This window comes from Streptomyces sp. 8N616, assembly GCF_052246385.1.
Classification (GTDB): domain Bacteria; phylum Actinomycetota; class Actinomycetes; order Streptomycetales; family Streptomycetaceae; genus Streptomyces.
Genome location: NZ_JBQQBY010000007.1, coordinates 131320 through 144197, shown reverse-complemented (window position 1 = coordinate 144197; position 12878 = coordinate 131320). Strand labels below are relative to the sequence as shown.

Genomic DNA, 12878 nt, shown 5'->3' with positions numbered 1-12878 from the left:
CGCCCATACGCGTCGCCGGACCGTCCAGCCCCGTGGTTGATCGCAAGCCTCCTCATGGCGGACGGTGTTGCCATGGTTGCCTCGGTAGCTCACCTCAGCGATCCGCACCTCACCACCGGCCCGCTTGCGGGGGAGCCCGCCTCCGGCCTGAATCGCGCGCTGGGTCGGGTGATGGCCCTGGATCCCCGGCCGGACTGCGTGGTGATCTCCGGCGATCTGGTGGAGCGGGGCGGCCCGGACGAGTACGAGGCGCTGCATGACGTTCTCGACCGCTTCCCGTTGCCCCTGCATCTGGTGACCGGCAATCACGACGACCCTGCAGCTCTCCTCGATGTCTTCGGCGCCAGCGGTTACTTGGGTGGCACCAGGAGCACACGCTACGTAGTCCAACATCCCGAGCTGACCGTGGTGGTGCTGGACTCGAAGGTGCAGGGCACCCCCTCCGGTCGGCTTGGCAGCGACCAACTCGACTGGCTGGACGGGGCCTTGGGTCGGCGACCCGGGGTGCCCGCATTCGTGTGCGTGCATCACCCACCCGTTGCCGTCGGCATTCCGTTCCTGGACGAAATGCGACTTCTCGACGGCGAGGCCCTGGGCAAGGTGATCGGCCGCCACCCGCACGTGGTCCGGGTGCTCGCCGGGCACGTGCACAGGCCCATCACAGCACCCTTCGGCGGCACCGTGTTGGCGATTGCGCCCAGCACCTACCGTCAGAGCGAGTTGTGCATGCGCGTCGACCGCATGATCGGCTATGTGCACGAACCGACCAGCTTTCTTCTCCACCTGCTGACCGACGCAGGATGCGTCACGCACACGGTCGCCGTCAGCCATGCCGCCGCACTGACCGGCGGGTTCTAGGACCACCTCCCGCGCTCCCACCGTACATCGCCTGGGGCGGGCCGGGCGGTCCCAGGCGCGGTGCGCCGGCCACCCGCGTCCAGCTGGCCACGTCCGACGACAGCGTGCAGACGCAGGCGCCCACCGCGGGTGACTTCGACGGTGACGGTCACCACGACCTGGCCGTCGTCCGCAGCGACTACCACTCCCTCCTCGTGCTCTACGGGCCGTTCAGCCGTGGCGGAGAGGCCACCAGGACTGCGCAGTACGAGAGCCCACTTGCCTACGACGGCGAAATCGACCGGCTGGTCGCCGACTCGATCGACGGTGACCGCGCCACTGATCTGGTGGTGCACGCGATGAGTGACGGTGAGCAGTCCTCTTGCGTACTGCTCACCGCGGGGCCCGACGGCCTCAGCCGTACCGGCCGCGCGCTCCGCGAGGGCAACGCGATCGCCTTCGGCGACTTCAACGGCGACGGCACGCGGGACGTCGCCGTCGGCGACAACGGAAGCCGCAACAACGAGCCGGGCTACGAGACCGAAGAGCCGGACGTCAGCCAGACAGTGACCGTCTTCGCCAAGGGCACGGACGCATCGACGTCGCGCCCCATCAAGATCCCCAACATGTGGCGCGAGCTGGCCGCCGCCGACACCAACGGCGACGGCACCGACGAACTGGCCGTCTCGCTCCGCTCCGGCGGCGCCGAACTTCTCACCATCGGGTCCGGCAACAGTCACACCGTGACCCGCGCCGCCCCATCCCGTGTCGACGGCAGGAAGGTGCCCGGGAACGAGCGCGCCGCCAAGCTGTATGGCGCCGTAGACGCGGACCACGACGGGAAGGACGAGGTCGTACTCGCCTGGGGGCGCGGCGTCGGCTTCGCCCTGTACGGCGAGGACGCCGATCGCTGGTGGATCACCGAGGGCGCCCACGACCAAGTCGCCTTCACCAGCAAGCCCTTCGCGGGGGGTGCGCAGCGCGACTCGTAGCGGACGGATGCGCGGCGGGCTGATACGAGGCCGGGCTGATACGCGGCGGAGGGCTGCGTTCCGCGCGCACGCGGAGGTCACGCGGCTAGCACGAATCCGCAACGCTCCGCAAGCGCTCGGTGCAGCGCTTTCATCGTGTCAGTGCAGGCGCTAGCGTTCATGATCTCCGCTCCCTCTCCCCTCACTTGGAGCATGCGTGCGCGAGTTCACCACGCCCGCCTTGGCCACCGCACCCCCGGTCGGTGGCCTGGCCGATGCCGTCTTCGAGAATGCCTCGGAGGACCCGGGCAGGGCGGCACTCGGGCGCAAGGTGGACGGGGAGTGGCACGACGTGTCGGCCGCCGAGTTCCGGGATCAGGTGGTGGCCCTGGCCAAGGGGTTGCTCGCGAAGGGCGTCCGGTTCGGCGACCGCGTGGCCATCATGTCCCGCACGCGGTACGAGTGGACGCTGTTCGACTTCGCGCTATGGACCATTGGCGCCCAGCCCGTCCCCGTCTACCCGACCTCGTCGGCCGAGCAGGTCGCCTGGATCCTGCGCGACACGGCCGCCGTCGCTGTCGTCGTCGAGCACGAGGATCACGCGATGACCCTCGGTTCGGTCATCGGCCGCCTTCCCGCGCTGGAGCGCGTATGGCAGTTGGACACCGGGGTCGTCGAGAAGCTGGCCGGGGAAGGGGAGCGGATCCCCGACGGCGTGGTGCACCGGCAGCGGCTCGCGGTCACCCCCGGCTCCGTCGCCACCGTGATCTACACCTCCGGTACGACGGGCCGCCCCCGCGGCTGCGTGCTCACCCACTCCAACTTCATGGCCGAGTGCGACAACCTCATCGCGCGCTGGAATCCGCTCTTCGAGCCCTCCGGCAAGTACCAGCCCTCGACGCTCCTCTTCCTCCCGCTCGCGCACGTCTTCGGCCGCATGGTGGAGGTCGCCGCGGTCCGGGCCAGAGGGCGTCTCGGGCACCAGCCGGAGATGACGGCCGACGCGTTGATGCCCGACTTCGCCGCCTTCCGGCCGACCTTCGTCCTCGCCGTCCCCTACGTCTTCGAGAAGGTCTTCAACGCCGCTCGGGACAAGGCCGAGCAGGCGGGGAACCTCGGCGTGTTCGACAAGGCCGTGGATGTGGCGGTGCGGTTCGCGGAGGCTCGGGAGCGGCGGTCGTTCGGCGAGGGTCCCGGGCCCACCGCCGCCCTGCGCGTACAGCACCGGTTCTTCGACGCGCTCGTCTACAGCAAGGTCCGCGAGGCGCTGGGCGGGAGGGTGCGCAACGCGGTCAGCGGCGGCTCGACCATGGGCCGTCGGCTGGGGCTGTTCTTCGACGGCGCCGGGGTGACGATCTACGAGGGCTACGGGCTCACCGAGTCCACCGCCGCCGCCACCGCCAACCCGCCGGGGCGGGTCCGCTTCGGCACCGTGGGCACGCCCGTCCCGGGAACCACCGTGCGGCTCAAGGACGACGGCGAGATCCTGCTGCGCGGCGGAACGGTCTTCTCCGGGTATCTGGACGACCCGGAGGGCACGGCAGAGGTGCTGCGGGAGGACGGCTGGCTGGCCACCGGGGATCTGGGCGCCTTCGACGTGGACGGCTATCTCACCATCACCGGCCGCAAGAAGGAGATCATCGTCACCGCCAGCGCCAAGAACCTGTCACCGGCGCCCCTGGAGGAGCGGGTGCGGGAACACCCGCTGATCGAGCACTGCCTCGTGGTCGGAAACGACCGGCCGTGCGTCGCGGCGCTGGTGACCCTGGACTTCGAGGCGGTGAAGCACTGGCTGGCGCTGCGGCGCAAGCCGCCGCTCGAGGAGTGGGATCCGGCGGTGGACCTGGATCTGGAGGCGGAGATCCGCAGGGCGGTGCAGGCCGCCAACACCCTGGTCTCGAAGGCGGAGTCGATCCGTGCGTTCCGGGTGCTGCCCACCCCGTTCACCGAGGAGCGGGGCATGCTCACGCCCTCGCGCAAGCTCCGCCGCCACCGGATCGAGGAGGCCCACCGCGCGGAGATCGACGCCATGTACGACGGGCGGTGAGAGGCCTGAAGACCTCTCACCGCCGAACGGGAAGCGCCGCGCTTACGGGTGCAGCACGACCTTCGTGTAGCCCTCGATCCGCTTGTCGAACTTGTCGTACGCCGACGGTGCCTGGTCCAGAGGCAGCTCGTGGCTGACGACGAAGCTCGGCTTGGCCCGGTCCTCGATGATCAGGTCGCGCAGGTACCGGTTGTAGCGCTTGACGTTGCACTGTCCGGTCCCCAGGCGCAGGCCCTTCTCGAAGAGCTTGCCGATCCAGACCTGGAGCATGCCGCGCTTGGCCTGCTCGTCGGGGCCTCCGGGGTCGGCCGGGACGTAGAGCCCGGGGATGCCGAGCCATCCGGTCGGCCGCACGGTGTCGATGAGCGAGTTCAGGACGATCGCGGGCTCCTCGCGCTCCTCCGTGCGCGCCATCGCCTGGTACCCGACGGCGTCCACGCCCTTGTCGGTGCCGACGCCCTCGGTCTGGTCCTTGATCTGCTCCGCCGGGTTGCCCTCGGTGAAGTTGATCGGGACCGCACCGATCTCGCGCGCCTTCTCCAGCCGCTCGGGGACGCGGTCCACCGAGAAGACCTTCTTCGCGCCGCGCAGCAGGGCGGAGTAGGCCGCCATGAGGCCGACGGGGCCACCGCCGTACACCACGACGCTCTCGCCCGGGCGCACCTGGGCGAGTTCGCAGCCGTGGTAGCCGGTGGGGAAGATGTCGGCGAGCAGCATGAAGTCGGTCTCTTTTTCCTTGCCGGCCGGGAGTTTCAGGCAGTTGAAGTCGGCGTAGGGCACCCGCAGGTATTCGGCCTGGCCGCCTGTATAGGGCCCCATGGCGACATAGCCGTAAGCGCCGCCCGCGAAACCGGGGTTGACGGTCTGACAGAATCCCGTGTAGCCCTCCACGCAGTTGGTGCAGAATCCGCACGCGACGTTGAAGGGCATGACGACCCGGTCGCCCTCTTTGAGGGATGTGACGCCCTGGCCGCATTCCTCGATGATGCCCATGTTCTCGTGGCCGAATACGATGCCGGGCTCCGCCGCCGTACGGCCCTCGTACATGTGCAGGTCAGAGCCGCAGATCGCGGTGGAGGTGACCCGTACGAGCACGTCGTTCGGGTGCTGGAGCTTGGGCTTCTCGACCTCTTCGACCGCCACGGTGAACGGTCCTTTGTAGACGACAGCCTTCATGGCCACCACCTCTCCGCTCGGGTGATGCAGAATTGTGGTTGCCCCGCAGGTGAACGGCACCGTCGGGCGGATTTCGCCCGCGCAGGGCCGGGAAACACACGGCGGCCTGGCGCCGCTCGTCCACGTGACCTATCTCTCATGATTCCCCCGGGGGGAGTATCCGACAACCCGGGTACAGTCGACAGGACTATTAAGCCGGTAGTGCACTCGGAAATGGCGAAGGAGGTCGGGAAATGGCACAGCGCCTCGGGACCCTGCTCGTCCCCGTCATCGGCCTCTCCGGCACCACGTACCCGCCCGGCACGACGGTGACCATCCGCGGTCGCGGGGCGACGGTCGATGCCTTCGTATCCGGCGACTGGCTTCCCCTTATGTGGTGGGAGTTCTCCGACGGCCTCCGTGAGGACGTCGCCGACCGCTGAACCCCGGTGCACCCCGCCCCGGAGCGCCGCGGCGTGACCGCATGTGAGCGGGCGGACACCTAGCGCGGCGGCTGCCGCAGCATGTAGGTGCGCCCCTCCGTACCCCACTCCCCGACACCGGGGCGCAGCCCCGCGTCCATCGCCCTGATCGACGGGCGTCCGATGTGTGCGAAGACCAGGTGCCGTACGCCGTGGTGCACGGCCGCCTCCGCGGTCTCCCGGACGCTCGCGTGGCCGCCCACGCCCCCGCGGAAGCGGATGGGGCGGTCCCAGCCCGCGGCGTCGGCGAACATCAGGTCGGCACCGGCCGCCCAGGCCGGGAACTCCCAGAACTCCGGCGCCCACACCGCCAGCGCGTCACCGGCAAGGATCCGGTAGCCGCAGGTCGGGTGGCTGGTGTGCGCGACCGGGCACGGCTCGATCCGCAGATCGCCGCGCTCGCTCTCGTACGCGGCCATGGCCGGCTCCGTACCGTGCCGCTCGGCGAGATGGCGCAGCTGGGTGCGCAGCTCGCTGTGCTCGTCGGTGACCAGCCAGGCGTCCAGCCGGCTCCCGGGGACGGCTCCGGGGCCGCCGTCGAGGGCGACGCGGTCCCGGCCGTGCTCGAGGAGCAGGCCGGCGGGGGCGAAGCGCGGCGAGTTCATCGCGCCGACGCCGAGGAGAGTGAGCCGCACCGGACTCGTCCGCACAGGACCCGCTGGCATGGCGCTTCGCCGCTCACGTGCTGTCCGGCTGGCAGCGGGGGCACCACAGGGTGCCGCGCCCGCCGATACGGCTCCGGCGCAGCGGACCGTCACAGCGCGGGCACACCGGGTCCGGGTCGTCGCGGCGGCCGGTGAGCCAGGAATTCCGCGGGGGCACACATCCCGCGCGCACCGCCGAGCGCAGGGTGCGGCGCATCTCCGTATAGAGCCGCCCGCGCTCGTCGGCCGTGAGATCACCGGCCCTGCGCGCCGGATGGATACGGGCGCGCCACAGGATCTCGTCGGCCAGCAGATTGCCGAGTCCGGCCAGCAGAGACTGGTCGGTCAGGGCCGCCTTGATACGGCCGCGCCGCCCGGCCAGCAGCTCCTCGAACTCGGATCGGCCGATTTCCATCGCGTCGGGACCCTGGTCGTCGAGGATCCGGGCGACAGCGGCTCCGGTGCCGTCGTCGAGCCAGAGGCCCTGGAGTTTGCGCTGGTCGCGGTAGCGCAGCTGGTCGCGGCCCAGGGTGAAGACGACGCGGTCGTGCGGATCGGGCGGATCGCTCTCGCGGCAGCAGACCAGCTCCCCGGTCATGCCGAAGTGCAGCAGCACGGTCGGGCCGTCGGTGCGGGCGAGCAGCCACTTTCCGTGCCGCTCCGGCTCAGTGAACCGGTGGCCCTCCAGGTCGCGGCGCAGCCGCCGCGCGCTCACCCCGTGCAGGACGCCCGCGTCGTTCACCTCGACCCGCTCGATCCGCTTGCCTTCAGCGCAGGAGGCCAGGACCTCCCGGAACCCCTCGACATCGGGCAGTTCGGGCATGACACTTACCGCCGATCCGTACCTGACGTGCCTGGCGTACCTGCCGTACGTGGCGCACATCGCGTACGTCCAGGCTCGCACCGCCGCTGGATCACCACCAGATGGCGATGGGCAGGCCGCTCGCCGTGCGCTCCGGCGGGTCGGGCAGCAGCTCGGCCGCGCCCCGGGCGATCCGGTCGGCGCTCCACGCGGCGGCCGCGGCGTCGAGCAGGTCATCGGGCGGGACCCGGCCCACGGCGCCCAGGTCCTCGGGGAGGACGATGCCGCGGGCCCGCAGCAGGCCGCGGCGGACCTGCTGTCCGTTCCAGCTCTTCTTGCTCCAGGTCACGGGGGCGCCGTCCGCCATGGCCGTGAAAGAGATCTCCGGGTGCACCTCGTGCAGCCGCTGATCGCCCGCGTCCCGGCGGAGGTTCGCCTCGCGGAGCTTCTTCACCAGTCCCCAGGTCTGGCGGCTCAGCCCGGACCCGGTGATCATCTGGCAGCGGTGGTTGGCGGCGGCGTAGTCGTCCTCCTCCCACACCTGGCGGGGTGGCACCGCGAAGACCCGGGCCCGCTGCGGCCCGAGGCGGGCGGCGGCGAGCCGGTCGGCCTGCCGCCACCGGGAGTCCAGCAGCCCGAGGGGGATGTCGATGCCCACGACCGCCGCTTCCCGCGCCTGCTCCAGCAGCCCGTCCAGGTCCGCCGCCGCGTGCGCGGCGGCGAACCGGCCGTCGTGCAGCAGCACGCCCACCCAGCCGGTCGGGCACGCGTCCACCCCCATGACCTTGGTACGCGCGCGGCTCACGGCGTCACGTCAGCCGCTCGGCGAGGCCGGGCAGCCCGGGCAGGTCGGCGAAGGAGTCGATGACGTGATCGGGCGTGCCGTCGGCGGCTTCGACCGCCTCGGGCACATACTTGCCCGTCTTCACCAGCACGCCGGTGATCCCGGCCCGCTGCGCCGCCAGGACGTCGGCCTCGATGTCGTCGCCGACCATCAGCGCCGCGGAGGCGTCGGCGCCGAGACGGGACAGCGCGGCCGCGAAGAACGGGGCCGCGGGCTTGCCCACCACCTCCGCCTCCGTGCGCGCCGCGCGCTCGAGCCCCAAGAGGAAGGCTCCCGCGTCGAGCTGCAGGCCCGCATCGGTCCGCCAGTACAGGTTGCGGTGCATCGCGACGAGCCGGGCTCCGCGCTGCAGATGGCCGAACACGCGGTTCAGCTGCGCGTATCCGAACTCGGGCCCGGCGCCGCCCACGACGACCACGTCCGGCGTCCCCTCGCCCCGGTTCTCGCCCTCGTCCTCGTCCTCGACCTGGTCCTCGACGAGGGTGACGCCCGGCAGATCCTCCCGGATGTCACCGCTGTTGAGCAGCAGACACCGCGCGCCCGGATAGTGCTCGGCGAGATGGACGGCGGTGACGGCGGGCGCCGTGAGGATGTCGTCGACGCCGACCGGGAACCCTGCCCCGCTCAGCTCCTGCGCGATCGAAGCCCGCGTACGCGACGTGGTGTTGGTGACGAGCGCCAGCGGAATCCCCGCCGCCCGCAGCCGTTCCATCGCCCCGACAGCGCCGGGCAGCGGCTTCCAGGACACGGTGAGCACACCGTCGATGTCGATCAGCAGCGCCTCTACGGCCGTCATGCGACGACCGTAGCGTGACGCAAGGCGGCCCGCCCGGTGCGACGGGGGATGCACACCGGGCGGGCACGAGGACCTTTCTACCTCATGGGGGTGGGGTCGTGCATCAAATGCCTGTTCGCTTTTCCGGAACCCAGAAGACCGGGAGCGAGATCAGGCCACGCGCCCGGATCGACGGCCGCCAACGCAGCTCGCCGCGCGGAACGGCGAGGGAGAGCCGGGGAAAGCGGCTCGGCAGCGCGGCGAGAGCGGTCTCGGTCTCCATCCGGGCCAGGGGCGCGCCGGGGCAGTAGTGGATGCCGTGGCCCAGGGCGAGGTGCCCGCACTGGCCACGGTGCGGGTCCTCGCGGTCCGGGTCCGCGAAGTGGTCCGGGTCCCGGTGGGCGGAGGCGATGGCGAGCAGAACGGTCTCCCCGGCCGGGACGGTGACGCCGCCGATGTCGAGGTCCTCGAGCGGGAAGCGGCGGATGGCGAGCGGCGCGGGTCCGTCGTAGGGGCGAACTCCTCGATGACGGCACCGAGTCCGTCTGGATTTCGACGCAACTCGTGCAGCAGGTCCGGGTGGTCGAGGAGGGCCGGCACCGAGTTGGCGATGAGATGAACCGCGTTCTCGTAGCCCGCGAAGAGGATCAGGAAGGCGAGCGAGGTCAGTTCGTCCTCGGTGAGCCGGTCGTCGCCACCGTCGTCCCGTACGGCGATCAGGTCGGACAGCAGGTCGTCACCGGGCTCGGCACGCGTGGTGGCGATGAGGCCGGTGGAGAAGCTCAGCAGGTTCCCGACTGCCTCCTCGGCCAGGTGCGGCCGCTCCGGGTCGGGAGCGATCAGCGAGTCGGTCCAGGCCCGGAAGTCGTGCCGGTCCCGTCCGGGACGCCGAGGAGGTCGCAGATCACCGTGATGGGCATGGGCGGCGCGCAGGCTGGTACGGGGCGCTCCCAGGGGTCGCAGGGGCGGCGCCGGAGGTGTCGTCTGCCCGGCGCCGCCCTTGTCGCAGGCGGCCCAGACCCCCGTCCAGGGCCACCTCGCTCGCGGGTGCCGCTGTCACCGGCGCTGCGCCTGCTGCCCTTCCCGCAGCTGTTCGAGCGCGTGGTCGACCGGCGGCAGGTGGCAGCACAGGACGCCGATCGCGGCAAGACTCGGTCCGCACATGGCCGGATGCAGCACCTCAGTCACCTCCACCGGATGTCTCGCCCCCGGAATCCGGCGGACCGTCAGGGAGATTCATCTGCCGGCGGAACTGGCAGATGATCTCGCTGAGGCTGTCCTGCACCTCCGGCGGGAGGCCGACGGAGCGCAGCGCGATGGCGCGCACCCGCTGATCGCGCATGGCGACCAGGAACTGGACCTCCTCCTCGACCCGTTCGGCCTGCGACTCCGACAGGTCACCCAGCAGATAGCCGACCGGCACCCCGAAGAACTTGGCCAGCGCGCGCAGGACATCGGGGCTCGGATTGGCCCGCTTGGCGTTGCGCAGCATCGACAGGTACTGCTCGGTGAGGGTGACGCCGCCGTATGCGTCGGTCCCGCTGCTGATCTCCTCGGCCACGTGCGCGTTCGTGTACGGGGCGCCCGGAGGGTGCATGTTGGCGAACAGGTAGTTCAGCCGCTGCGCGAGCGGAGTACCGGCCGCCTTTGGTGATGTGCCCTCCCCGACCGACATCTCCACCCTCCCCCAAGGCCCCTTGCCTCACGGCCAGTTAAGTCGAACTGACTCGCGTAGAGCATCCTGCCATGGGCGGAACGCACTGCACCAGAGTCGTCCCGGATGCTGGCGAGTGCCCCGACTTAACCGGCAGTTGGCGAGGCCCCGACGTAACCGGCAGTTGACGGGTGGCGGAGGGTGTCACCGCCCGGAGCCCTCCGGGATCAGCACGGCAACTCCGGTGATCCGGCCCGCGGCCAGATCGGCCAGCGCCTCGTCGGCCCGGTCCATCGGATAGCGGGCGAGCTGCACCGTGGGCCGCAGCCGCGCCACCTCGGCCAGGTAGGCGCGGCCGTCCTCGCGGGTGTTCGCGGTGACGCTGCGCACCGTCCGCTCCTGGTACAGATGCCGCTCGTAGTCCAGCGCCGGGATGCCGGTCAGGTGGACTCCGGCCACGGACAGGGTCCCGCCCCGGTCCAGCGCCTCCAGCGCGACCGGCACGAGGTCGCCGACCGGCGCGAAGAGGATCGCGGCGTCCATCGGCTCGGGAGGCGCGCCGGACCCGGCGGAGGCCGCGCCCAGCTCCAGCGCCAGCCGCTGCGCGGCCGGGGAGCGGGTGATGACGTGCACGGCCGAGCCGCGGGCGACGGCGAGCTGGGCGGTCAGGTGCGCGGAGGCCCCGAAGCCGTAGACGCCGAGCCGCCCGCCGGGCGGCAGCTCCGCGCGCTGCAGCGCCCGGTAGCCGATGATCCCGGCGCACAGCAGCGGGGCGGCCTCCTCGTCGCTCCAGCCGTCGGGCAGCCGGTAGGCGTAGCGGGCGTCGGCGAGCATGAAGCCCGCGTAGCCGCCGTCGAGGTCCCAGCCGGTGTAGCGGGAGCGCGGGCACAGGTTCTCCCGCCCCGTACGGCAGTAGCGGCACTCGCCGCAGGTGCCCGCGAGCCAGGCGGCCCCCACCCGGTCGCCCTCGGAGAAGTCCCGGACCGCGGAGCCCGTGCCCCTGACGCGGCCGACGACCTGGTGGCCGGGGGTGCAGTTCGGCCTGCGGGGCGGCAGGTCGCCCTCCGCCAGGTGCAGGTCCGTACGGCAGACACCGCAGACCGCCACCTCCACCAGCAGCTCGTACGGACCGGGCGCGGGGACGTGGCGCTCGTGGCGTCGCAGCGGTCCCGAATCGATGGGCCCCGGCTGCTCGACCACCCAGGCCGACGTCCTCGCGCCCTCCGTCACCTCGGCCAGTCCCCTTCCAGCAGGTCCGTGACCGGGAAGGCCGCCGCGTGAGCCGTCGGCCGCGACAGGTGGAACTCGGCGTGGTAGTAGCCGGCGGCCTCCTTGCCGCTGGGCGACAGGCCCGCGGCCTCGACCGCCTCGATGGCGTGCCGCTGCTCGTCCGGGTCGCTGAACCGGCGCTGCGGGAAGGTCCGCCCGTTCGCTTTCTGGGTGACGAGGCCCGCCTCGGCCAGGACGTCGGCGATGGGCCCGTAGTTGACCGTGCGGAGCACGAAAGCGGCCACCCACACCGGTCCGCCGATGTGGGGGAGGAGCCGCTCGAAGGTGCGGGTGGTGATGTAGCCGACGCCGCCCGTGACCGTGATCAGCCGGACCGGTTCCAGGGCCCTGACCAGGTCGCGGCTGGGCTCGTCGCTCTCGAGGTCCTCGCCGAACCCCTCGTCGAGCAGGCCCGCGGCCCGTGCGTACGCCACCGCGTTGCGCGCCGAGTCCAGGCCGGTCATGTGGACGGCGTGCGGCAGGCGGCGCGCGGCGTAGAAGGATCGGTCCTCCTGGGCGAGCCTCGCCGTGCTCAGGGTGGCCCTGCGCTCCGCCGTGTACCGCTCGTACAGGTCGCCCAGGGTCAGGTCGTGGTTGAGGAGGGCGGCGTTGATGCCGTACGAGCAGCAGAGGTCCAGCACCGTCACCGGTCCGTCGCGCCCGGTGACCGGCGTGTGGGCGGCCAGTACGCGCCGGAAGACGCGCTGCCCGTGGTGCGGGATCTGGTACTCGAGCGGCCGCAGGGTGCGGAAGTAGCCGCGCGGGTCGGGCAGGTCGTAGATGTCGTTGAACGACGTCTTGCCCGGGCTCTGGGAGGTCGGGCCCAGGCCCTGGGAGGAAAACCCGGGACGTCCCGGAGCAGTGGTCTCGTACGCCCTGTTCTGGATTCCGGTCATCGCGACCTCGCCATCACTCGTGCGTCTGAATCACCTGTTCCGTCACATATACCCCGTTTGTTACATCTGCTCCACCAGTCGGCGGAAAGCGGGGCAGTCGGTGAAGTCGTCCTCCGGGCACTCCAACGCGTGCTCGACCAGCGCTTTCGACGCCTCGATCTGCCGGATGCGCTCCTCCAGCTCGCGTTGGTGGCGGCGCAGGAGTTCCCGCCGGTCGGCCGGGCTGCTCGCCTCCAGGACGGCCCGCAGCTGCTCCAGGCTGAAGCCGGCGGCCTTTCCCCGGACGATCATCGCCACCCGGGCGATGTGCCCCCGGGTGTACCGGCGGCGGCCGTGCACCCGGCTAGCCGGGGCCAGCAGGCCAGTCGCCTCCCAGTGCCGCAGAACGTGCGGACGGAGCCCGAACCGATCGGCGAGCTCGCCGATGGTCATCGACTCCTCGGGATCGTTGGACTTCATGTTTGCATTAACTGTGCGGAGTGCGGCCTGAGTCAAGGAACGC

Annotated in this window: 14 protein-coding genes and 1 pseudogene; 4 read left to right on the top strand and 11 right to left on the bottom strand. The window is 71.3% G+C overall.

Annotation, left to right across the window (positions count from 1 at the left end):
* Positions 1-72: 72 nt before the first annotated feature.
* From ACTWQC_RS08720 to ACTWQC_RS08710, 3 genes are all read left to right on the top strand, one after another.
* Positions 73-858, top strand: coding sequence for a phosphodiesterase (locus ACTWQC_RS08720; RefSeq protein WP_443314984.1), 786 nt, complete (start codon positions 73-75; stop codon positions 856-858).
* 104 nt (positions 859-962) lie between these two features.
* Positions 963-1829, top strand: a complete 867-nt coding sequence (locus ACTWQC_RS08715; RefSeq protein WP_443314983.1) for an FG-GAP repeat protein — start codon at positions 963-965, stop codon at positions 1827-1829.
* Positions 1830-2025: 196 nt separating this feature from the next.
* Positions 2026-3855: an AMP-dependent synthetase/ligase gene (locus tag ACTWQC_RS08710; protein WP_443314982.1), complete on the top strand. Its 1830-nt coding sequence runs from the start codon at positions 2026-2028 to the stop codon at positions 3853-3855.
* Positions 3856-3897: 42 nt separating this feature from the next.
* Here ACTWQC_RS08710 and ACTWQC_RS08705 read toward each other — a convergent pair whose 3' ends face one another.
* Complete coding sequence (locus ACTWQC_RS08705) at positions 3898-5031, bottom strand: glutathione-independent formaldehyde dehydrogenase (protein WP_443314981.1); 1134 nt, start codon at positions 5029-5031, stop codon at positions 3898-3900.
* A gap of 233 nt (positions 5032-5264) precedes the next feature.
* On the opposite strand from ACTWQC_RS08705, the gene ACTWQC_RS08700 reads away from it, so the two are divergent.
* A complete protein-coding gene (locus ACTWQC_RS08700; RefSeq protein ID WP_443314980.1) occupies positions 5265-5453 on the top strand; it encodes a hypothetical protein in 189 nt (62 codons plus the stop codon).
* A gap of 59 nt (positions 5454-5512) precedes the next feature.
* On the opposite strand, the gene ACTWQC_RS08695 is transcribed toward ACTWQC_RS08700, so the two are convergent.
* The 10 genes and pseudogenes from ACTWQC_RS08695 to ACTWQC_RS08650 form a co-directional block, all read right to left on the bottom strand.
* Positions 5513-6127 carry an MBL fold metallo-hydrolase gene (locus ACTWQC_RS08695; RefSeq protein WP_443314979.1) on the bottom strand — a complete coding sequence of 205 codons (615 nt, stop codon included), beginning with the start codon at positions 6125-6127 and terminating at the stop codon, positions 5513-5515.
* 43 nt (positions 6128-6170) lie between these two features.
* Positions 6171-6959: an Fpg/Nei family DNA glycosylase gene (locus tag ACTWQC_RS08690; RefSeq protein ID WP_443314978.1), complete on the bottom strand. Its 789-nt coding sequence runs from the start codon at positions 6957-6959 to the stop codon at positions 6171-6173.
* A gap of 91 nt (positions 6960-7050) precedes the next feature.
* Complete coding sequence (locus tag ACTWQC_RS08685; protein WP_443314977.1) at positions 7051-7743, bottom strand: DUF429 domain-containing protein; 693 nt, start codon at positions 7741-7743, stop codon at positions 7051-7053.
* Positions 7744-7747: 4 nt separating this feature from the next.
* Positions 7748-8578 carry an HAD-IIA family hydrolase gene (locus tag ACTWQC_RS08680; RefSeq protein ID WP_443314976.1) on the bottom strand — a complete coding sequence of 277 codons (831 nt, stop codon included), beginning with the start codon at positions 8576-8578 and terminating at the stop codon, positions 7748-7750.
* A gap of 103 nt (positions 8579-8681) precedes the next feature.
* Positions 8682-9492: pseudogene (locus ACTWQC_RS08675) on the bottom strand (cytochrome P450); the annotation flags it as partial.
* Positions 9493-9613: 121 nt separating this feature from the next.
* A complete protein-coding gene (locus tag ACTWQC_RS08670) occupies positions 9614-9745 on the bottom strand; it encodes a hypothetical protein (protein WP_443315105.1) in 132 nt (43 codons plus the stop codon).
* A complete protein-coding gene (locus tag ACTWQC_RS08665; RefSeq protein ID WP_443314975.1) occupies positions 9738-10232 on the bottom strand; it encodes a helix-turn-helix domain-containing protein in 495 nt (164 codons plus the stop codon). The genes ACTWQC_RS08670 and ACTWQC_RS08665 overlap by 8 nt, the downstream gene beginning before the upstream one ends.
* A 183-nt stretch (positions 10233-10415) precedes the next feature.
* Positions 10416-11441, bottom strand: a complete 1026-nt coding sequence (locus ACTWQC_RS08660; protein WP_443314974.1) for a zinc-dependent alcohol dehydrogenase family protein — start codon at positions 11439-11441, stop codon at positions 10416-10418.
* Complete coding sequence (locus ACTWQC_RS08655; RefSeq protein WP_443314973.1) at positions 11438-12376, bottom strand: hypothetical protein; 939 nt, start codon at positions 12374-12376, stop codon at positions 11438-11440. The genes ACTWQC_RS08660 and ACTWQC_RS08655 overlap by 4 nt, the downstream gene beginning before the upstream one ends.
* A 60-nt stretch (positions 12377-12436) precedes the next feature.
* Positions 12437-12835: a MerR family transcriptional regulator gene (locus ACTWQC_RS08650; RefSeq protein ID WP_443314972.1), complete on the bottom strand. Its 399-nt coding sequence runs from the start codon at positions 12833-12835 to the stop codon at positions 12437-12439.
* Positions 12836-12878: the final 43 nt, after the last annotated feature.

What these genes read in the sequence shown, in the direction of transcription:
- ACTWQC_RS08705 (WP_443314981.1), bottom strand. Translation starts at nt 5,031, where the DNA reads ATGAAGGCTGTCGTCTACAAAGGACCGTTCACCGTGGCGGTCGAAGAG.
- ACTWQC_RS08680 (WP_443314976.1), bottom strand. Translation starts at nt 8,578, where the DNA reads ATGACGGCCGTAGAGGCGCTGCTGATCGACATCGACGGTGTGCTCACC.
- ACTWQC_RS08665 (WP_443314975.1), bottom strand. Translation starts at nt 10,232, where the DNA reads ATGTCGGTCGGGGAGGGCACATCACCAAAGGCGGCCGGTACTCCGCTC.
- ACTWQC_RS08690 (WP_443314978.1), bottom strand. Translation starts at nt 6,959, where the DNA reads ATGCCCGAACTGCCCGATGTCGAGGGGTTCCGGGAGGTCCTGGCCTCC.
- ACTWQC_RS08700 (WP_443314980.1), top strand. Translation starts at nt 5,265, where the DNA reads ATGGCACAGCGCCTCGGGACCCTGCTCGTCCCCGTCATCGGCCTCTCC.
- ACTWQC_RS08650 (WP_443314972.1), bottom strand. Translation starts at nt 12,835, where the DNA reads ATGAAGTCCAACGATCCCGAGGAGTCGATGACCATCGGCGAGCTCGCC.
- ACTWQC_RS08655 (WP_443314973.1), bottom strand. Translation starts at nt 12,376, where the DNA reads ATGACCGGAATCCAGAACAGGGCGTACGAGACCACTGCTCCGGGACGT.
- ACTWQC_RS08720 (WP_443314984.1), top strand. Translation starts at nt 73, where the DNA reads ATGGTTGCCTCGGTAGCTCACCTCAGCGATCCGCACCTCACCACCGGC.